Source organism: Ralstonia sp. 25mfcol4.1 (assembly GCF_900104095.1).
Lineage (GTDB): Bacteria > Pseudomonadota > Gammaproteobacteria > Burkholderiales > Burkholderiaceae > Cupriavidus.
On the sequence record NZ_FNJO01000015.1, the window covers coordinates 120,280 to 139,488 of the forward strand.

At 68.3% G+C, this 19,209-nt stretch carries 17 protein-coding genes; 2 read left to right on the forward strand and 15 right to left on the reverse strand.

Annotation, left to right across the window (positions count from 1 at the left end; translation table 11 throughout):
* Positions 1-53 precede the first annotated feature (53 nt).
* The 4 genes from BLQ58_RS23190 to BLQ58_RS23205 all read right to left on the reverse strand — a co-directional run bounded on the left by BLQ58_RS23190 (position 54) and on the right by BLQ58_RS23205 (position 5,053).
* Entirely contained in the window at positions 54-476 is a 423-nt protein-coding gene (locus BLQ58_RS23190; protein WP_092602374.1) for a VOC family protein, read from the reverse strand.
* Positions 477-499: 23 nt separating this feature from the next.
* Positions 500-850 (reverse strand): GFA family protein, encoded by a 351-nt coding sequence (locus BLQ58_RS23195; RefSeq protein ID WP_092602376.1) that lies wholly within the window; start codon positions 848-850, stop codon positions 500-502.
* 36 nt (positions 851-886) lie between these two features.
* The gene (locus BLQ58_RS23200; protein WP_092602378.1) at positions 887-1,306 is read right to left on the reverse strand and encodes a GNAT family acetyltransferase; all 420 of its coding nucleotides are present in this window, start codon (positions 1,304-1,306) and stop codon (positions 887-889) included.
* Positions 1,307-1,459: 153 nt separating this feature from the next.
* Entirely contained in the window at positions 1,460-5,053 is a 3,594-nt protein-coding gene (locus BLQ58_RS23205) for an indolepyruvate ferredoxin oxidoreductase family protein (RefSeq protein ID WP_092602380.1), read from the reverse strand.
* Positions 5,054-5,376: 323 nt separating this feature from the next.
* Here BLQ58_RS23205 and BLQ58_RS23210 point away from each other — a divergent pair, with 323 nt between their 5' ends.
* Complete coding sequence (locus tag BLQ58_RS23210) at positions 5,377-6,759, forward strand: NYN domain-containing protein (protein ID WP_092602382.1); 1,383 nt, start codon at positions 5,377-5,379, stop codon at positions 6,757-6,759.
* 166 nt (positions 6,760-6,925) lie between these two features.
* On the opposite strand, the gene gspF is transcribed toward BLQ58_RS23210, so the two are convergent.
* From gspF to gspG, 11 genes are all read right to left on the reverse strand, one after another.
* Positions 6,926-8,143 (reverse strand): type II secretion system inner membrane protein GspF, encoded by a 1,218-nt coding sequence (gspF, locus tag BLQ58_RS23215; protein WP_092602384.1) that lies wholly within the window; start codon positions 8,141-8,143, stop codon positions 6,926-6,928.
* 15 nt (positions 8,144-8,158) lie between these two features.
* Complete coding sequence (gene gspE, locus BLQ58_RS23220; protein WP_092602414.1) at positions 8,159-9,634, reverse strand: type II secretion system ATPase GspE; 1,476 nt, start codon at positions 9,632-9,634, stop codon at positions 8,159-8,161.
* 77 nt (positions 9,635-9,711) lie between these two features.
* Positions 9,712-12,132: a type II secretion system secretin GspD gene (gspD, locus tag BLQ58_RS23225; RefSeq protein WP_092602386.1), complete on the reverse strand. Its 2,421-nt coding sequence runs from the start codon at positions 12,130-12,132 to the stop codon at positions 9,712-9,714.
* 28 nt (positions 12,133-12,160) lie between these two features.
* Positions 12,161-12,967 carry a type II secretion system protein N gene (locus tag BLQ58_RS23230; protein WP_029051567.1) on the reverse strand — a complete coding sequence of 269 codons (807 nt, stop codon included), beginning with the start codon at positions 12,965-12,967 and terminating at the stop codon, positions 12,161-12,163.
* Positions 12,967-13,569, reverse strand: coding sequence for a type II secretion system protein M (locus BLQ58_RS23235; RefSeq protein WP_029051568.1), 603 nt, complete (start codon positions 13,567-13,569; stop codon positions 12,967-12,969). The genes BLQ58_RS23230 and BLQ58_RS23235 overlap by 1 nt, the downstream gene beginning before the upstream one ends.
* Positions 13,566-15,122 (reverse strand): type II secretion system protein GspL, encoded by a 1,557-nt coding sequence (gene gspL, locus BLQ58_RS23240; protein WP_049815971.1) that lies wholly within the window; start codon positions 15,120-15,122, stop codon positions 13,566-13,568. The genes BLQ58_RS23235 and gspL overlap by 4 nt, the downstream gene beginning before the upstream one ends.
* A 276-nt stretch (positions 15,123-15,398) precedes the next feature.
* Positions 15,399-16,415 (reverse strand): type II secretion system minor pseudopilin GspK, encoded by a 1,017-nt coding sequence (gene gspK / locus BLQ58_RS23245; RefSeq protein WP_029051569.1) that lies wholly within the window; start codon positions 16,413-16,415, stop codon positions 15,399-15,401.
* Positions 16,415-17,158, reverse strand: coding sequence for a PulJ/GspJ family protein (locus tag BLQ58_RS23250; protein WP_254776078.1), 744 nt, complete (start codon positions 17,156-17,158; stop codon positions 16,415-16,417). Before BLQ58_RS23250 ends, gspK begins: the two co-directional genes overlap by 1 nt.
* Entirely contained in the window at positions 17,148-17,555 is a 408-nt protein-coding gene (gene gspI, locus BLQ58_RS23255) for a type II secretion system minor pseudopilin GspI (RefSeq protein WP_029051571.1), read from the reverse strand. Before gspI ends, BLQ58_RS23250 begins: the two co-directional genes overlap by 11 nt.
* Positions 17,552-18,064: a prepilin-type N-terminal cleavage/methylation domain-containing protein gene (locus BLQ58_RS23260; RefSeq protein ID WP_029051572.1), complete on the reverse strand. Its 513-nt coding sequence runs from the start codon at positions 18,062-18,064 to the stop codon at positions 17,552-17,554. The genes gspI and BLQ58_RS23260 overlap by 4 nt, the downstream gene beginning before the upstream one ends.
* 18 nt (positions 18,065-18,082) lie before the next feature.
* Entirely contained in the window at positions 18,083-18,550 is a 468-nt protein-coding gene (gene gspG, locus BLQ58_RS23265; protein ID WP_092602388.1) for a type II secretion system major pseudopilin GspG, read from the reverse strand.
* Between the two features lie 162 nt (positions 18,551-18,712).
* On the opposite strand from gspG, the gene BLQ58_RS23270 reads away from it, so the two are divergent.
* Positions 18,713-19,168, forward strand: a complete 456-nt coding sequence (locus BLQ58_RS23270) for an RrF2 family transcriptional regulator (protein ID WP_029051422.1) — start codon at positions 18,713-18,715, stop codon at positions 19,166-19,168.
* The last annotated feature ends 41 nt before the right edge of the window (positions 19,169-19,209 follow it).

The window sequence follows — 19,209 nt, forward strand, 5'->3', positions numbered from 1 at the left end:
TGTATCGGCGCAGCCACGGGTGAGGGAAGGCGCACGCCGGGGGGTATCGGGCGTCAGCCGCCAGAACCGGCACCGTCTGGCGGGCCCTTCAGTTCCACGGTGTTGCCGTCGGGGTCCTTGACGTAGATCGACGGGCCTTCGCCTTCGGCACCATAACGGCGTTCGACCGGGCTTGCATCTATATGATGAATATTCAGGTGCTCAAAAATCGCATTGGCATCGAACGGATCGATACGTAGGCAGAAATGATCGAGATTGCGGCCTTCCGTACCCGGGCCTGCGCCGCCGGCCCGACCGACGGGGCCGTCCAGCGATACGAGATCGATCAGCCCGCTGCCGGCCCGAAGCTGCGTGAGGCCGAAGGCGGGCTGTTCCTTTTCCACCGTGCAGCCCAGCACGTCGACGTAGAAACGTACCATCTGCGCGACGTCGGCGGTGCGCAACACCAGATGGTCGATACCGCGGATCGCGAACATGGCGCGTGGAATCCCGTGCGTGGCTACTTGTGCAGCCCGTCGTACTCGATGACCTTGAGGCTGGCCAGGTCCACGCCGTCCAGGCAGCGCGCATTCACGGCGGCCGTGGGATTGCCCTGCGGGTCGGTGGCCTCGGAGTACGGCCCTACGCCGCAGGTGGGGCAGAAACGGTGGGCGATCTTCATCGTGTTGAAGCGGTAGGTCGACGCGTTCTGGTCGGGCGTCTTCAGCCGGAAGTTCGTCTTCGGCACGAACCAGAGCAGATGGCCGCGCCGGCGACATATCGTGCAGTTGCATTGCAGCACCTGCGTGATTTCGCCGTCCGCCTCGAAGGCGACGCGGCCGCAGTGGCAGCTTCCCTGGTACGTGGTCATGGGTGTCTCCGGTTTGCCCAGTCTGGTTGGGGGCGATCACTGGTCCGGGATCAGCCGCTTGCCCAGACTGACCGCCGCATCGCGGCCGTAGCCGAGCCGGTCATAGAACGCCAGCACGGCGTCGTTGGTGTCGCGCACCAGCAGGTTGATTTTCGGGCAGCCGCGCTCGATCAGCAGGGCCTCGGCGTGCGCCATCAGCATACGCCCGTAGCCACGGCCCTGGAACCCGGGATGCACGGCCAGGTAGTAGACCCAGCCGCGGTGGCCGTCGTAGCCGATCATCGCCGTGGCCACCAGAAGGCCGTCCACTTCGCCCACGCGGAACAGCTCGGGCTGCGTCGTCAGCTTGCGCGCGATGTCCTTGTGCGGGTCGTTCCACGGGCGGGTCAGGCCGCAGGCTTTCCACAGGTCGACAACGGCGGATTCATCGGCGGGGCGGTAGGGGCGGAGCTGCATGGGTTGGCTGGGAGTCATACGGGTTCCCAGTGTAGCCATGACCGATCGGATGTTGAAAGGCCCACCCTCTCCCCCGGCTCCTCTCCCGCCTGGGCGGGAGAGGGGAGAACCGTTGGCATTTCAAGGACTGCTCGCAGACCCCACGACGATCGATTACGCCGCCCGCTGCCCTGCCTGCGGGTCGCGGAACAGCTTCAGCAGGCGGTCCCACTTGCCGCGCGCGGCCTTGAGGTTGTTTTCCTTCACGTGGCCGAAGCCGCGGATGTCGTCGGGCACGTTGGCCAGTTCCACGGCGGTGCCATGGTTGGCAGCCGTCAGGCCCTTCGACAGCTCGTCCAGCAGCGCCCGGTACTCGCCGATCAGCGCGCGTTCGGTGCGGCGTTCCTCGGTCTTGCCGAAGATGTCCAGCGCACCGCCGCGCAGCCCCTTGAGTTTGGCCAGGATGCGGAACAGCGTCATGGTCGACGGGCCGAAGCGGCGCTTGACCAGGTTGCCCTTGTCGTCGCGCTTGGCCGTGGTCGGCGGCGCCAGCCAGAAATTCAGCTGGTAGTCGCGGCCCGGTTCGCCTTCGAACTGCGCGCGCAGCTTGTCGAGGAAGATCGGATCGGTGTACAGCCGCGCCACCTCGTACTCGTCCTTGTACGCCATCAGCTTGGCCAGGTTGCGCGCTGCAGCCTCGGTCAGCGGCAGCGGCTTGCCGGCGCCCACCAGCGCGCTCTCGGCCGCGCGCACGCGGTTCACGACATCCCGATACTGCTCGGCGTAGGCCGCGTTCTGGTACTTCGTCAGCAGGTCCACGCGATTGGCGATCAGCTTTTCGAGCAGCGCACCGCTCGACGTCGGCAGCTTCACCACGTCGCCGCCCTCGGTCTGCGTCTTGAGCTTGCCGGCCAGCGACAGCACGTGGTCCGGGTCGTGAGCCATGTGGCGGCCCCAGTCAAAGGCGGCCTTGTTCTTGTCGACCGACACGCCGTTCAGTTCGATGGCGCGCTCCAGGGCCTCGAGCGTCAGCGGAATCCAGCCCTTCTGCCACGCGTAGCCCAGCACCAGCGGATTCGTGTAGATCGTGTCGCCCAGCAAGGCCACGGCCAGCGCGCTGGCGTTGAGGAAGTCGCACTGCTCGCCCACGGCGTTGCGGATATCCTGCTCCGCCGACAGGCCCGGGAACTGCCACTTCGGATCCTTGATGAAGGCGGCAGTCGGGGTTTGCGCGGTGTTCACCACGGCGCGCGTGCGGCCCGACTGGGTTTTCGAGATGACCTCGTCGGTGGCCGACACGATGGCATCGCAGCCGATCACCAGGTCCGCCTCGCCCATGGCGATGCGCGTGGCGTGCAGGTCGTCCGGCCGGGCCGCGATCTGCACGTGCGACAGCACCGCGCCGCCTTTTTGCGCCAGCCCCGCCATGTCGAGCACCGTCACGCCCTTGCTTTCCAGGTGCGCCGCCATGCCCAGCAGACCGCCGATCGTCACCACGCCCGTGCCGCCCACGCCGGTCACCAGGATGCCGTATGCGCGCCGGATCTGCGGCAGCACCGGCAGCGGCAGGTCGGGCAGGCCGCTCATCGACACGCCACTGGCCTTGGGCTTGCGCACCTGCGCGCCTTCGGCCGTGACAAAGCTCGGACAGAAGCCGTTCACGCACGAGAAGTCCTTGTTGCACGACGACTGGTTGATCTGGCGCTTGGTGCCCAGTTCGGTTTCCAGCGGCTCCACGGACAGGCAGTTCGACTTGACCGAGCAATCGCCGCAGCCTTCGCAGACGGCGTCGTTGATGAACGCACGGCGTGCCGGGTCGGGGAACGTGCCGCGCTTGCGGCGGCGGCGCTTCTCGGTGGCGCAGGTCTGGTCGTAGATCAGGATCGTGCAGCCCGGCACCTCGCGCAGTTCGCGCTGGATCGTGTCGAGCTGTTCGCGCGGATGCACGGTCAGCCCTTCGGGCAGCTTGATCGCACTGTTGTACTTCTCGGGCTGGTCCGTGACGATGACGATCTTCTTCGCGCCTTCGGCGGCTACCTGGAACGCGATGTCCTGCACCGACAGCTGGCCGTCCACCGGCTGGCCGCCGGTCATGGCCACGGCGTCGTTGTAGAGGATCTTGTAGGTGATGTTCACGCCGGCCGCGATCGATGCGCGGATCGCCAGCAGGCCCGAATGGAAGTAGGTGCCGTCGCCCAGGTTGGCAAACACGTGCTGGTCGCCGGCAAACGGCGCCTGTCCGATCCAGGCCACGCCTTCCCCGCCCATCTGGCTGAAGGTGCTCGTGTTGCGGTCCATCCAGACCGTCATGTAGTGGCAGCCGATGCCGGCCAGCGCGCGCGAGCCCTCGGGCACGTTGGTTGACGTGTTGTGCGGGCAGCCCGAGCAGAACCACGGCTTGCGCTCGGCGGTCACGCGCGGCGTGGCCAGTGCGCGTTCCTTGGCATGGATGATGGCCAGCCGCGATTCGATCCGCGCGCGGATATCGGCGGGCAGGTCGAATTTTTCCAGGCGCGTGGCGATGGCCTTGGCGATGATCGCCGGCGACAGTTCGTAGTGCGCCGGCAGCAGCCAGTTGTTCTGCGGGATCGACCATTCGCCGCCCGCGTTGTCCTTTTCGTCGAACTTGCCGTAGACCTTGGGGCGCACGTCGTCGCGCCAGTTGTACAGCTCTTCCTTGAGCGCGTACTCCATGATCTGGCGCTTCTCTTCGACCACCAGGATTTCCTGCAGCCCTTCGGCGAACGCGCGCGCGCCGTGTGCTTCCAGCGGCCATACGCAGCCCACCTTGTACAGGCGGATGCCCAGCTGGGCACAGGTGGCGTCGTCGAGGCCCAGGTCGGACAGCGCCTGGCGCGTGTCCAGGTAGGCCTTGCCGGCGGTCATGATGCCGAAGCGCGCGTGCGGCGAATCGATCTCGATACGGTCGATCTTGTTGGCCCGCACGTAGGCCAGGCCGGCGTACCACTTGAAGTCCAGCAGCCGGGCTTCCTGCTCCAGCGGCGGATCGGGCCAGCGGATATTGAGGCCGCCCTGCGGCAGGATGAAATCGTCGGGCAGCACGATCTGCACGCGGTGCGGATCGAGTTCGACCGAGGCGGACGATTCCACCACGTCGGTCACGCACTTCATGGCCACCCACAGCCCCGAGTAGCGGCTCATGGCCCAGGCGTGCAGGCCGTAGTCCAGGTATTCCTGCACGTTGGACGGGTACAGCACGGGCAGGCCGCAGGCCTTGAAGATGTGCTCGGACTGGTGCGCCAGCGTGGATGACTTGGCGGAGTGATCGTCGCCGGCCAGCACCAGTACGCCACCGTACTTGCTGGAGCCGGCCGAGTTGGCATGCTTGAAGACGTCGCCGGTGCGGTCGACGCCGGGGCCCTTGCCGTACCACATGCCGAATACGCCATCGAACTTGGCGTCCGGATACATGTTGACCTGCTGCGAGCCCCAGACCGACGTGGCGGCCAGGTCCTCGTTCAGCCCGGCCTGGAACACGACGTTGTGCGCCGCCAGGTGCTTCTTGGCCTTCCAGAGCGACTGGTCGAGGGCGCCGAGCGGGGAGCCGCGATAGCCGGAAATGAAGCCGGCGGTATTCAGGCCGGAGGCGCGGTCGCGTTCCTGCTGCAGCATCGGCAGCCGTACCAGTGCCTGCGTGCCGCTGATGTAGATGCGGCCTCGCTCCAGCGTGTACTTGTCTTCCAGGGAAACGTTTTCGAGCGCGCGGCGGATGGCGTCGCTGACCGGTGGGGTCAGGGGGGCATTCATATGTGCTCCTCTTTGGGCCCTGCGTGGGGCATGCTGTCGGGATCACCGACACATCATTGATGGGCAGCCGTTCGTGGTCTCTTGTGGAGGCGTCAAGCGGCCGTGTCTCTGCGCGGCATGGTAGCACCGGCGTGCAGGCCGCGGTACCGTGCGATGCAGCATAAAACGCGCCAGATACCCCCGTGCTTTCCCGTATACGCCTATGCTGCACGTGTACACTGCGGTGCATCCAAATGGCGCGCGCGTGTGAACGATGATGTCTGCGCGCCACACGCCGGGGGCGCCGCCACGGTGCAACCCGGCCCCATCCAGAAGAACCGAACATGACCAATTCCCCCCGCCAGGGCGCTACCCTGGCCGTGCTGATCGACGCCGACAACGCGGCGCCCGCCATCGTCGAAGGCCTGCTGGCCGAAGTGGCCAAGTACGGCGTGGCCGCCGTCAAGCGCATCTATGGCGACTGGACGCGCCCGAACCTGTCGGGCTGGAAGGACCGCCTGCTGGCCCATTCGATCCAGCCGATCCAGCAGTTCCGCTACACGGTGGGCAAGAACGCCACCGACAGCGCCATGATCATCGACGCCATGGACCTGCTCTACACGGGCCGCTTCGATGGTTTCTGCATCGTGTCGAGCGACAGCGACTTCACGCGCCTGGCGTCGCGCATCCGCGAACAGGGCCTGACCGTCTACGGCTTCGGCGAGCGCAAGACGCCCAAGCCGTTTGTCACCGCCTGCGACAAATTCATCTACGCGGACGTGCTGCGGGGCGATGCCGACACGGACGCCGATGCCGACACCGACGCCGGCACGGCGCCGACGCGCAGGCGCAGTTCGCAGGAGCTGCGGCAGGACTCCCGCCTGGTGCGGCTGCTGCAGAGCGCGTCGCAGGCCGTATCGGACGAGGACGGCTGGTCCACGCTCGGCGGCATCGGCAACTACATCGCCAAGCAGGCACCCGAATTCGATTCGCGCAACTACGGCTACGGCAAGCTGTCGGAGCTGGTTGCCGCCACCAACCTGTTCGAAGTGGAAGCCCGCAACGGCGGCAACAACAAGACGATCTGGGTGCGGCTGAAGAAGCGCGGCAAGGGCGAGGGCGGCCAGGGCGGACAAGGCGGCCAAGGCGGCCAGCAGGGGGGGCAGCAGGGCAGCCAGGCCCAGCAGGGTGGCCAGCCGCAGCAGGCCCAACCGCAACCGCAGGCCCCGCGCCCGGCTCCAGTGAAGCCGGCGCCCGCACCCATTCCCACACAGACCGTGGCGCAGCCGGTGCCCCCGGTGGAAACGCCCGCGCCCGTGGTGGACATGGAAGCCATGCCCGAACCCGCGCCTGCGCTGTCGGCAGACGACGAGGCAGCCGGCTCGGCCTCGACGCTGATCCCCGAAACCGTGGAAGCCGTCGATGAGACGCCGGCACCACGCGGCAGGCGTTCCAGGCGTCCGGACGTGAAGCTTAGCGAAACGCCATGGCCGATCGATCAGTCGGTATTCGCCGCACCGGGTACGACGGTCCTGGCGGCGCGGGCGACGGAGGCAGTGCCGGCGGCAGCGGCCGAGCCTGCCGAAGCTTCCGCCGATGTCGCCGGGGCGTCGTCGCCCGAAGCCGATACGGAGGCCAAGGCACCGGCCAGGCGGAAGCCCGCCGCGAAGAAGGCCGCCCCGCGCAAGCGTGCGCCGGCGAAGAAGGCGGCCAAGGCTGCGGAATAAGCGTTAGCTGGTCCGCAGGCGCCGCGCCCTCTCCCCCGGCCCCTCTCCCGCTGGCGGAAGAGGGGAGCAAAACCACCAGGGGTCGAAATACCTATTGGGTTTTCCCTCTCCCGCACAGCGGGAGAGGGGCTAGGGGCGAGGGCCAGGCGCGTGAACGGCTACCGCTTTACCGCACCAGCTGGTTGATCTCGATGATCGGCATCAGCACCGCCAGCACGATCAGCAGCACCACCACACCCATCGTCAGGATCAGCAGCGGCTCCAGCAGGCTGGTCAGGAACAGCGTGCGGCGTTCCAGTTCCTGCCCTTCGCCGGTGGCGGCGCGCTCCAGCATGATGGGCAGGTTGCCCGTGGCTTCACCGGACCGGATCAGGTGCACCAGCACCGGCGGAAACTGGTTCTGCGCGGCCAGCGCGCGGGCCAGCGACGCGCCTTCGCGCACCCGCGTGGTGGCGTCGTCGACGTTGTTCTTGAGCGCCACATTCGTCAGGGTCTCGCCTGCCGCCTGCAGGCTGCGCAGGATCGGCACACCGGCCGACACCAGGATGGCCAGCGTGCTGGCAAAGCGCGCGGTGTTGTAGCCGCGAATCAGCTTGCCCACCAGCGGCGCGGTCAGCAGCCAGCGATGCCACGACAGCTTGATGTCGGGCTGCTTCAGCAAGCTGCGGATGATCGCCGAAATCACCGCGATCACGGCCACCGCGGCCCACCACCAGTTGCGCACGAAGTCGGACAGCCACAGCATGATGATGGTCAGCGTGGGCAGCTTCTGCTTGGTGTTGGCGAACACGCTGACCACCTGCGGCACCACGTACGACAGCAGGAAGATCACGATGGCAAACGCCACGAACGTGACGATGGCCGGATAGGTGAACGCCAGGCGGATCTTCGACGTCAGCTGGTTGCGCGTCTCGATATAGGTGGCCAGCCGCTCCAGCACCACGCCCAGGTGGCCCGAGTGCTCGCCCGCCGACACCAGCGCACGATAGATGTCCGGAAAATCCTTCGGATGCTGCGCCAGCGCCACGGACAGCGAACTGCCGCCCATGACCTCGGCCCGGATGCCAGCCAGCAGTTCGTGCACGTACTGGCGCTCGGCCTGGTCGGCCAGCGCGCCCAACGCTTCGTCGAGCGGCAGGCCCGACACGATCAGGCTGGCCAGCTGGCGGGTGAACAGCGCCTGCTCCTGCGTCGACAGTCGCCGCACAAAGACGGTACTGCTGCTGCGCTGGGCCAGGCCGGCGCCGGCCAGCGGATCGACGGTAAGCGGCGTCAGGCCGCGCGCACGCAGTTGCGCGCGCGCCTGCTTGGGACTGTCGGCCTCGATGACGCCGCGATCGGCGCGGCCGGTGGCGTCAGCGGCTTCGTAGCGATAGGCGGGCATGCTGCGGTCCCCGGATTATTCGCGCGTCACGCGCAGCACCTCTTCCAGCGAGGTGGCGCCGCTGTCGATCCAGCGTTGCGCATCGCCGCGCATCGTGTGCATCCCCTTGGACAGGGCCACCTGCTTGATCTCGGATTCCGGCTGCTGGCGATGGATCATGGTCTGGATCTCGCTGTCGACGGTCAGCAGCTCGTAGACGCCCATCCGGCCCTGGTAGCCCGAATGGCCGCACTTGTCGCAGCCGACCGCATGCCACACGCGCTGCAGCGGCTTGCCCTGCGCGTGCAGGGCTTCCGCATCCGTCGCCGTGACCTCGATCACTTCCTCGCGCTTGCAGTGCGGGCACAGGCGCCGTACCAGCCGCTGCGCCAGCACGCCAAGCAGCGACGACGACAGCAGGAACGGCTCGATGCCCATGTCCACCAGCCGCGTGACGGCCGATGCCGAATCGTTGGTGTGCAGCGTGGCCAGCACCAGGTGGCCGGTCAGCGATGCCTGCACAGCGATCTGCGCGGTCTCCAGGTCGCGGATTTCACCGATCATCACCACGTCCGGGTCCTGGCGCAGGATCGCCCGCAGCGCCTTGCCGAACGTCATGTCGATACGCGGATTGACCTGCGTCTGGCCGATACCGTCGAGGTCGTACTCGATCGGATCTTCCACGGTCATGATGTTGGTCGTGTGCGAATCGAGCCGCGACAGCGCCGCGTAGAGCGTGGTGGTCTTGCCTGAGCCGGTCGGCCCCGTGACCAGCACGATGCCGTGGGGCTGGCGTACCAGGTGGTCGAAACCGCCCAGCGTCTCGGGCGCCATGCCCAGCTTGGCCAGGTCCAGCCGGCCAGCTTCCTTGTCCAGCAGACGCAGCACCGCGCGCTCGCCGTGGCCGGTGGGCAGCGTCGATACCCGCACATCCACAGGGCGTCCGCCCACGCGCAGCGTGATGCGACCGTCCTGCGGCAGGCGTTTCTCGGCAATGTCCAGCTGCGCCATGATCTTGATCCGCGAGATCAGCGCGCCGTGCAGCGCCTTCTTGGGCCGCACCACGTCGCGCAGCGTGCCGTCCACCCGGAAGCGCACCACCGACGCCGACTCGAACGGCTCGATGTGGATATCCGATGCCTGCTCGCGCGCGGCCTGGGTCAGCAGCGCGTTGATCATGCGGATGATCGGCGCGTCGTCCTCGGATTCCAGCAGGTCTTCGACGGCGGGAATGTCCTGCATCAGGCGCGACAGGTCCACCTCGCCCTCGACCTCGCCCACCACCTGCGCGGCCGAGCCATCCTGGCGGTTGTAGGCATCCGACATCGCCGCGTCCAGCGCGGCCGGCTCCAGCACGCGCAGGTGCAGCGCGCCATGCACGCGCGTCACCTCGGCCAGCGCGGCGGGCGACGTCTGGCGGCTAACCCAGACTTCGAGCCCGTCCGGGCGCTGGTGCGCGATCAGCAGCGGCGCCTCGCGCGAGAACGAATACGACACGAGCCGGGCCGCCATCGGCGACGGCGGCTCCAGGGGCGCTTCGGCTCCGGTGGCGGGGGTGGCGAGTGTTTCGGTGGCCATGTCGATGATGCTCAGCTCTGCGGGGCCCGACGCTTCGCGAACGCCTCGTCGTTGAACGACAGCGGCCGCGGCGTCACGGACTGGGGCGCCTGTTGCGGCACCGGCTGCGGCACCGGCTGCGGCTGCTGCGAACCCGGCTGACCAGGGGTCTGGTCCAGCGGCAGCGGACCCTGCTGCAGGGCGCCGCCGCGCGGATCCACGAACGGCGTGGTCGGCGCGTTGGCCGGCGGCAGCACCGGCGTCACCGCGTCATTCACGATCATGTTAGGTGACACGAAGCCTTGCTGCTGCGTGCGCATGTAGTCGTAGCGGTCCTGCGTCAGGCGGTCGGTGGCGGCCGTCGTGCGCATCACATACGGGCGCAGGAACACCAGCAGGTTGGTCTTGGCGCGGTTCTTGTTCTCGTAGCGGAACAACGAACCGATCCAGGGGATGTCGCCTAGCAGCGGCACCTTCTGCACGCCGTCGCCGTAGTTGTCCTCGATCAGGCCGCCCAGCACGATGATCTGGCCGTCGTCGACCAGCACGTTCGTCTCGATCGACCGGACGTTGGTGGTCGGGCCCGAGGTGTTGGCGAGCGTGCCCGCGACCACCGACGACGATTCCTGGTAGATCTGCATCTTGACCAGGCCGCCCTCGCTGATCTGCGGGCGCACGCGCAGCGTGATGCCGACGTCCTTGCGGTCGAAGGTCTGGAACGGCGTCACCGAGGCGCTGCTGCCGGTCTGCGCATAGGAGCCGGTCGTGATCGGAATGTTCTGGCCGATCAGGATCTTGGCTTCTTCGTTCTCCAGCGTGATCAGGTTCGGCGTGGACAGCAGGTTCACGCTGCCATTGGTGCCCAGTGCCCGCAGCAGCGCGCCCAGGCCCAGGGCCTTGTTCACCACGCCCAGGTTCAGGCCGCCCGCCGTGGGCAGCAACTGCTGAATCGCCGCCAGGCCGGCGGTCTTGTTCTCGCCGTAGAGCACGCCGGCCGCCGTCAGGTTGACGATGTTCTGGCCGCCCGTGCCGAAGTTCGTGCCGGCAAAGCCGGTGACGCTGCCGCCGTTGTTGACCAGGCCCTGCCACTGGATGCCCAGTTCGCTGGCCTGGGTGGAGGTCACTTCGACGATCATCGATTCGATGTAGACCTGGGCACGGCGCGCGTCCAGATCCTCGATCACGCCGCGCAGATTGCGGTAGACCGGTTCGCTGGCCGTGATGATCAGCGAATTGGTTGACGGATCGGCCTGGATGATGCCGCCCGTGGTGGGCTGCTGGTTCACGGCAAACGACGACGAGAACGCATTCGATCCGCCGCCCGAGCTGCCAAAGCCCGACGAGCCCGAACCGCTGCGGTTGTAGCCGCTGCTGCTGCCGCCGGTGTACTGGCCGCCCTGCGGCAGCGAGGTGGTCTGCGACGTGGCGCCCGTGGCGCCGGCGATGCCGCCGGCCTGCCCGCCCTGCGTCGAACTCGCGAAACTGCTATCCGCAGCGACGATGGCGCGCAGCGTGGCCGCCAGTTTCACCGCGTCGGCATTCTTCAGCGGTACCACCCAGATATTGCCGGGGCGGGCATAGGGCTGGTCGATCTTTTCGATCAGCTGGCGCGCCTGCTGCACGCGGGCCCGGCTGGTGGCGCGAATAATCAGCGAATTGCTACGTGGCTCGGCGACGACGGTCGTGCGCAGCGACGCATCGCCGGCTGCCGCCCCGCCGCCGGCACCGCCCGCCGCCGATGGGTCGAGCAGTTTCTGCAGCACCACGGCCGCATCGCTGGCCACGGCGTTCTTGAGCGGGACCAGTTCGACTTCGCCCGATGCCGGCGCATCCACGGCCGCGATGATGCGGGCCAGGCGGCGCAGGTTGTCGGCGTAGTCGGTAATCACCAGCGTGTTGTTGGCCGGGTAGGCGGTGATGGTGTTGTTGGGCGCGATCATCGGCCGCAGCACCGGCACGAGGTTGTTGGCCGACTCGTAGTTCAGCCGGAACACCTGCGTCACCACCTGGTCACCGCGGCCGACGCCGGCGCCGATCACGGTAGGCGAGCCCTGCAGCTTGGCATCGGCCTCGGGCACCACCTTCGTGAAGCCGTTGGATTCCACCATCGCATAGCCCTGCATGCGCAGTACCGACCCCAGCGTTTCCAGCGCCTGGGCTCGCGACACCGGCTGCTCGGTCACCAGGTTCACGGTGCCCTTCACGCGCGGGTCGATCACGAAATTCCTGCCCGTGGCCTGGCCCACCGCCTTCACCACCGATTCGAGGTCGGCGTTGACGAAGTTCAACACCACCTGGTCACGGTTGCGCGGCGAGATGTCGTTGGGTTGCGGTACCTGTTGCTGCGGCTGCGCCCACGCCATCGCGGGAGACAGCAGCGACAGGGTGCACAGCAGCGCGGTGGCGCGGGCGCAGACGGTGCGGACGAGGTGGTGGTGTGCTTGCGTTGTCATCATCGGTTTCAGGCCAGGGCTTCGGCTATCAGAAGCGCAGCCGTGTCACGTTGTTTTCCGTTCGTCCCAGCAGGCTCAACAGGCCCGCCAGCTGGGTGGCCGCCTCGGGGTCGGCATGGGCCGTACCTTCGAAGCGGGACTGCCGGCCGAGCGTGCCGCTGCCCTCCAGGTGCAGCGGTCCGGCCGTGGTCTTCAATTGCAGGCGGCCGTCGGCGCCGGCCAGGTCGACGTCCGCGCGATAGCTGCCCAGCGGGCGCAGGCGGCTCACCGCCGCCGACATCTGATCCAGTTGCAAGGTCAGATGCCCGAATGTCTGGTTGCCGGCAAACTTGCCCTGCAGCGCCGTCCAGTCGATCCGCATCGTGCCGTCCGGCCGAAGCGTGTTGAACGGGGCGCCGATGCCTTCCAGCAGCGACGCCGGCAGGCGGATGCCGCCCGACTGCACGCTCCAGCCGGTGGGCGTCACCGCCACCGTTACCGGCGCGGCCATCGTCATGTCCTGTTCCAGCACCAGGCGCAATGTGCCCGTCAGCAATGGCCAGAACGCCACGCGCCAGGTCAGCCGTCCCGGCAGCACGGTCGATGTCTGGCTGCCCGTGCCGGCCGACAGCGCCAACGTGGCGCTGCCATGCCACAGCGTGCCCGACGCATCGGCCAGCAGCACGCGGCGTCCGCTTTCCGTGGCGATGCGTTCGGCCATCCACGTGGCAGGCAGCGAAGCCGTCACCGTCACTACCACGGTTGCCGCGCCCAGCAGCGCCCAGCGCAGCCATTGCCAGCCGCGCGACGCGCGGGCGCGCCGGCGGGGCAGGCGCAGGGCCTCGAGCCGCGCCATCAGTTGCGGCCACCGGCACCGGGGCCTTGCAGCGTTGCCGTGACATTGACCAGCGCCGTGGCGCCGACATAGCTGATGCGGGCGTCCGTGACCTTGAGCCGCTGCTGGGCACGCACATCCTGCAGCCAGCTGGCCACCGAGCCGAAGGCCACCTTGTCCAGCTGGACCTGCACGGCGTTGTCGCCAGTGGCCGCCAGTCGCGTGGCTTTCAGGCCGTGCTGGCCGAGGTTGTCCTGCAGCGCCTGGGTCAGCGCATCGCCGCGCAGCGACGGCGCCGGGCTGGCTTGCAGCCCCCGCGCTTCCTGCGCCAGCGTTTCCATTTCGGCCAGGTCGGCGCGCTGCGCCGGCAGGTTGCGCATCAGGCGGTCGCGGCCGGTCGCGGCCGGCTCCCACAGCACCAGGTAGCCGAACACCAGCACCAGCACCACCGCGCCACCGCCCAGGATGGCCTGCTCGCGCGGATTGCGGGCGTTCCAGAAAGTGTCGAAGCGTTCGCGCCACGCGTCGGGCACGCGCGGGCGCAGCCTGCCAAGTCGGCCGGCGGACGTACCCGTTGCGGCGGTGCCGGCGGCGGGGCGATTGGCGGATTTACCGAACTTCATGCGCCGGCCCTGCCTTGCGCCGGGCTGTCGGCGCGCGCGTCGCTCTTGATCGTCCAGCGCGAGCCGGGCGCGGTCGGCGTGCCGCCCGCCCGCACGGCGGCGTCCGGCGGCGTCTTGTCTTCTTCCATCTGCAGGCCTGCTTGCCGCGCCGCGGTGCGCAGCGCATTGGTATTGGTGCCCGGCTTGAGCGTGACGTAGAGCGCGCCGGCGCGATAGTCGAGCTGCAGCAGCGCATCGGGCGGCAGGTCGTGGGCGGCGCGGGCGAAGCCATCGGCCAGCGGCAGGAAATCGCTGGGTGTACTGCGGCCGCTGGCCGTGCGCAGCTGTTCCATCTGGCGGCGCATCAGCAGCGGCGGCTCGGCCACCGGCGGCACGTTCGGAAAAGCGGTATGGAGGATATCGATCTGGGCGGCATCAATGCGTTTCGACTCCTGACGCAGCATCAGCCATTGGGCGTTCATGCCGATGATCTGCACCAGTGCCAGCCCCACGGCCAGCGCCACCGGCAGGCGCCAGGCCAGCACGTTCCAGCGGTCCATCCGGCCCTGGGCGAACTCGAACTGCGCCAGGTCGATCTGCGGATCGCGCAGGCAGGCTTCGGCGCCCGCCAGCCAGATGCGCCAGTTTTCGGAAATCCGCGATGCACGTGCGACCGGCCGCTGCGTACGCAGCGCGGGGACCGGAGCGTGGGCCAGCGCGGCGGGGTCGCCATGCCATGCGCCGGCCGGGGCCAGCACCTGCCAGGCGGCCAGGGCCTGGTCATTGAGCAACAGGCCGTAACCATCGTAAGGGCCGGTCCGGACCGTCAGCTGCCAGAGTCGGGCCGTGTCGGCGGCGGCCGGCGGCGGCGCGGCGGCGTCCAGCAGCGAGGCCGACTGGGCCAGCGCCGATGTCGCGGCTTCCACCACCAGCGTGGCCGGCTGGGCCGATTCATCGGCAGTGCTGGGTGCCACGGGGACGGACGGCTGCGGCGCGGGGGCGGGCGCGGCGTCCCCGGCCAGCACCGGTGCCGGGACATCGACCGCATCGGCGGGCGTCGGCGCCGGCGCGGTGCCTTCTTCCAGTGGCAGGCACAGCTGGGCCGGCAGCACGTTGCGCCGGCGGTGCTTGTGTTCGGTGAACTGGTCGAGCGCGGCGCGCAGCCACGCGCGGTCGGTAACCATCAGCAGGCGACGGCGCGGGCCGCGTGCCGGGGCGGCCGGATCGAGTGCGGGGCCCAGTGCGATATGGCACGGCGCGGCGTCCGTGGCCAGCATGTCTTCCACCAGGTTCGGCAGGGCCAGCCGCAGTCGGGCCGGCGGCAGCGGCGGCACCATGGCTGCCGTGAGCAGCACATCGCTGGCGGCCAGAATCAGGACCAGGCGATCCGCCGCCGGCATTTCCGCCGCCAGGGCGTGGCCTTCGCGCAACAGCTCGGGCATCGGCGACAGGCCGCCGGCGCGGCTTTTTTCCGCGGATGCCCGTACCAGCGCAAAAGGCATCGCGCCAAACTGCCACGGTTGCGGCTGGTCATGCGGCCGGTGCGGCAGGCGGACGTAGAGCGTGGTACTCAAGATTTCCCTGTTGTCTGTGGCGAAGATGCGCTGGAGACGCGTGGCTGGCCGATCAGCCGCCCGTTGGCGCCCCGCCGCCATGCGCCGGGGCAGGCTGGGGCGGACTGGCGGGCACAATCTCTGGCCCGGCGGCAGTTCGCTGCACCGGACCCGGCTCGGCGCAGCAGCATACCTTGCCTGTGTGACTTACGCGCGTCAATAGTGGTCGGACTGATTCTGCAGAACGATGATTCCTACACGCATCCGGGCAAAAACGGCTTGCGGCACGGCCCTGTTTCAGCGTTGCTCGGGCATGGCGTCGGCGTCGCGGACCCAGATGATGCGGGTGGTATTGCCACTGCCCAGCACGTCGGCCCGGAACACCAGCGACACCTTCAGCCGGCGCGCGCGCTCGTGCCGGACCAGGCCGTAGATCAGGAAATAGTGGGTGCGCACGTCGACCACGTCGCCCGGGTTGACCGCCTGCGGGGCGATGCCCTGCAGCTGGGACGTCACGTCGCCGGTGTTGTTGAAGTAGCTGCGGTCGCGCTGGCGCACCAGCTCGCGTGCCCGGTCGAGCGGCAACTTGTCGATCACGGCGGACAGGACTTCGGCTTCGGCGGTGTTGGCGTTGACCTTGGTACGCTCGGGCAACACCGTGACGAACGGTTCGAGCACCGCCACCATCGCCGGCGTATAGCCGGGCACCGCCAGCAGGTCTTCCACGCTGTCGGGCGGACGCGGCGCGGGCTGGCCGTTTGCCGAAACGCCCCGGGCCGCCCGCAGGAAATACTGCGCCGTCGGCTCGGCCAGGCCGGCGTTCATGCCCAGCGTTTGAAGCAGCCGTCTGAAGGCCAGCAGCGACGGCTGATCGATATTGGCCACGCGACCGGTGCCGTCGGCTTGCCAGATATAGAGGTTGGTCAGATTGAAGCGCGCCTGCGCGTCGAGGATGCGGCCGGACACGAACGACGTCTCGCCGCCTTCGGACGTGCTGACGCCCGCGCCCAGGAAGTCGGACAGCCGGGTTTCGGCCACGGGCACCGACCACGGTTCACCCAGGTAGTCCACCTGCGAGCGGCGCTGGTCGTCGCGCAGGATCAGGCGCGACCAGTCCACCGCCGCCCGTTCGATCCAGGCAGCCTGGGCCACCAGCCGCTGGTTCTCGATCGAGCGGATCTGCACCTGCTGGCGCCACAACATGCCGGACACCACGACCACGGCCAGCGTCACCATCAGCAGGGCCGTCACCACGGCGGCGCCTTGCTGGCGGCGGGGGCGCATGCGCGAGGGGGGGAAGGACGCGTGTGTCATCACATCCCCGTCATGCAGATTTTCTGGAACTGCCGCGTGGCATCGCCATCGCCCATGCGCGCAAACACGTTCAGTTCGACGGCACGCACCGCCACGCTGTTCGAGATCGTGCCGATGCCGGCCTGGGCATCGCTGGCGCCGGTGGCGGCCGCTGTGGCCGCTGCCGCGGCCTCGGCCGCATTGGCTACGGCGCTGCCTTGCATCAACGCGGTGCGTACGCGGCCGGTATCGATCAGCCAGCCTGCCGGTTCGACCCAGGCACGCGCCGACAGCTGGTCGGCGTCGCCAAGCAGGCGGCGAATCTGCAGGCCTGCGCTGCCCGGCTGGCGCAGCGCCATCAGCGCGCCCTGCACGTCGTTGCGGGAATAGGCCGCGCGGCTGGCCGCGCGCACGACGGTATTGCCGTCGAGCCGGTAGGCCACCACCTGCCAGGACGGCGGCAGGCCTTCGTCGCGGCGGTCACGCACCAGCAGCAGCTGGTTGGCGCCAATCTCGACGGGGCTGGCCTGCAGTTGGGCCGGTTGGGCCAGGTGCTCGCAATCGGACTGGAACTGGCCGTAAAGCACCTTCAGGGCATCGAGCCGGGCGTCGTGGTCGGTCAGCCGCTCGCGGCTGCGGGTCAGGGAATCGAGCGCGCGCCAGCCGATGACGGCCATGACTGCCAGCAGCGTGACGGCGACCAGCATCTCCAGCAGCGTGAATCCGCGCCGGGCACCGGACCGGATACGGCGCTCAGAGAACATTGCGGGTTTCATTGGGCGCCAGCGTGACCAGCCACGCAAGCCGCACGGACTTGTTGCCGGCGGATGGATAAACGGCGATTTCCACGCGACGGAACGACGGATTGGGCGTGCCCGAGACCGTTTCCTCGCACCACAATGCCACGCCGCCCTGGGGGCAGTCGTAGCCGCGCGTGCCGGGTTCGGGCCAGGTCTTGGACAGCCGCAGCGAGGCCAGGTGGTTTTCGGCGCTGAACTCGGCCAGCATGCGTTGCTGCAGCGACGCGCTGGACTCGACCATCGATCCCATCGCGCGCATGGCGGCGGTGAGGGCCACGGCCAGGATGGTCAGCGCGACCAGGACTTCGATCAGCGTGAATCCCCGGGCCGCGGCGCGGGTCGGGAAGGGCGGGCGGATCATTGCGTCACCGTCGCCACGTAGCGGCCACTGCCGTCGCCGGTCACGTCCACGCGGATCTCGCCGCGCGTCAGGACCAGCCGCTGCGGTTCGTCGATCGGCTCGCGGCCGAAGATCAGCCGTATCGACCCGGTGCCCAGCTGGCGGCCGCCCTGCACGACGACCGCGCCATCCAGCGGCACGCGCCAGCGTCCCGGTGCAAAGACGTCGGTGCGCATGGGAACCCAGCCCTGCGGCGTGGATTCAAGAAAACGCCATCCCGAAGCGTCGCCTTCCCAGGCCAGCGGCCGGGCGCCGAGCTGGGCATCTTCCTGGGCCAGTTCGAACAGGCGGGCGATGCGCTGGCCATCGTCGAGTACGCGGCCGCGATCATTGGGGGTGGCGTTGACCGCCACGAGGGAGATGACGATGCCGGCGATCACCATGACCACCAGCAGTTCGAGCAGCGTGAAGCCGTGCAGCCGGCGGCGCTGGAGTAGGGCGGCCTGGCCGCGCGGCGTCGCCGGAGTCATGAAGGGCAGGGGACGGGCTTATTCCCAGTTGCCGATGTCGGCGTCGTTGCCGCTGCCGCCAGCCTGGCCGTCGGCGGCAAAGCTGAACACGTCGATCTCGCCGCGCACGCCCGGGTTCAGGTACTGGTACGGATGACCCCAGGGGTCCTTGGGCAGCTTTTCCAGGTAGCCGCCGCCCTTCCAGTTATTGGGGATCGGTTCGGTCGTCGGCTTGTTGACCAGTGCCGCCAGGCCTTGCTCGGTGGTCGGATAGCGGCCGTTGTCCAGGCGATAGAGCTTGAGCGCCTGCATGATCGACGAGATGTCCTGGCGCGCGGCGACGATACGGGCCTCGTCCGGGCGGCTCATGATCTTGGGCACCACCAGCGCCGCCAGCACGCCCAGAATCACGATCACCACCATGATCTCGATCAGGGTGAAGCCGCGGGCGAGGCGGCGACGAAGTTGCGTCCGGAGGGCGGCAGTCTGGGTGACGGTTCTGCGCATCGGTTGTGTGCCTTGTTGGTCGAGGTATGGTCGGAGAGTATAACCCCCGCCAGATGACCGTTTGGTGTGCTGCCGGGGTATCAGATCCGCATAAATGTACCAATGTGCAACTGCAATAAAAATCTTGCATTCAGGATGCACGTTATCTATGATTCCGTCACGATGCAACTGACCCGATTCTCAGACTATGCCTTGCGCCTGCTGATGTATGTATCACGCGGCGACGGCACCCGTCCGATCACGATCGCCGAAGTCGGCCAGCAGTTCGACATCTCGCACAATCACCTCGTGAAGGTGGCGGCGCGGCTGTCGAAGCTGGGCTGGATCTCGGCCACGCGTGGGCGGCATGGCGGGCTGCAGCTGGGCCCGGGTGCGGAGAAGCTGTCGATCGGCACGGTCCTGCGCGAGCTGGAAGGGCAAAAGTCGGTGATCGACTGCGCCGACCCGCCGTGCGCGCTGAACGGCAATTGCCGGCTGAAGCGTGCGCTGGACCAGGCCGAAGAGGCGTTCTACCAGGCGCTTGACGGCGTTACGCTGGCCGAAGTTTCCGGCAACAGCCGGACGGCCGAGTCGATCATCAGTCTGCATCGCGATTTCCTGAGCCGGCGCGCGGCCTGAGGCAGCGGGCGAGACCCCTGCCACAGTCTGACGCCGGCTTT

Excerpts from the sequence above, each read along its gene's own strand:
- gspK (WP_029051569.1), bottom strand. The coding sequence starts at position 16,415 with ATGACACACGCGTCCTTCCCCCCCTCGCGCATGCGCCCCCGCCGCCAG.
- gspG (WP_092602388.1), bottom strand. The coding sequence starts at position 18,550 with ATGCGCAGAACCGTCACCCAGACTGCCGCCCTCCGGACGCAACTTCGT.
- BLQ58_RS23235 (WP_029051568.1), bottom strand. The coding sequence starts at position 13,569 with ATGAAGTTCGGTAAATCCGCCAATCGCCCCGCCGCCGGCACCGCCGCA.
- BLQ58_RS23250 (WP_254776078.1), bottom strand. The coding sequence starts at position 17,158 with ATGTTCTCTGAGCGCCGTATCCGGTCCGGTGCCCGGCGCGGATTCACG.
- BLQ58_RS23270 (WP_029051422.1), top strand. The coding sequence starts at position 18,713 with ATGCAACTGACCCGATTCTCAGACTATGCCTTGCGCCTGCTGATGTAT.
- BLQ58_RS23230 (WP_029051567.1), bottom strand. The coding sequence starts at position 12,967 with ATGGCGCGGCTCGAGGCCCTGCGCCTGCCCCGCCGGCGCGCCCGCGCG.
- gspE (WP_092602414.1), bottom strand. The coding sequence starts at position 9,634 with ATGGCGGCCCGGCTCGTGTCGTATTCGTTCTCGCGCGAGGCGCCGCTG.
- BLQ58_RS23260 (WP_029051572.1), bottom strand. The coding sequence starts at position 18,064 with ATGACTCCGGCGACGCCGCGCGGCCAGGCCGCCCTACTCCAGCGCCGC.
- BLQ58_RS23190 (WP_092602374.1), bottom strand. The coding sequence starts at position 476 with ATGTTCGCGATCCGCGGTATCGACCATCTGGTGTTGCGCACCGCCGAC.
- BLQ58_RS23195 (WP_092602376.1), bottom strand. The coding sequence starts at position 850 with ATGACCACGTACCAGGGAAGCTGCCACTGCGGCCGCGTCGCCTTCGAG.
- BLQ58_RS23200 (WP_092602378.1), bottom strand. The coding sequence starts at position 1,306 with ATGCAGCTCCGCCCCTACCGCCCCGCCGATGAATCCGCCGTTGTCGAC.
- gspF (WP_092602384.1), bottom strand. The coding sequence starts at position 8,143 with ATGCCCGCCTATCGCTACGAAGCCGCTGACGCCACCGGCCGCGCCGAT.
- gspD (WP_092602386.1), bottom strand. The coding sequence starts at position 12,132 with ATGACAACGCAAGCACACCACCACCTCGTCCGCACCGTCTGCGCCCGC.
- BLQ58_RS23205 (WP_092602380.1), bottom strand. The coding sequence starts at position 5,053 with ATGAATGCCCCCCTGACCCCACCGGTCAGCGACGCCATCCGCCGCGCG.
- gspI (WP_029051571.1), bottom strand. The coding sequence starts at position 17,555 with ATGATCCGCCCGCCCTTCCCGACCCGCGCCGCGGCCCGGGGATTCACG.
- BLQ58_RS23210 (WP_092602382.1), top strand. The coding sequence starts at position 5,377 with ATGACCAATTCCCCCCGCCAGGGCGCTACCCTGGCCGTGCTGATCGAC.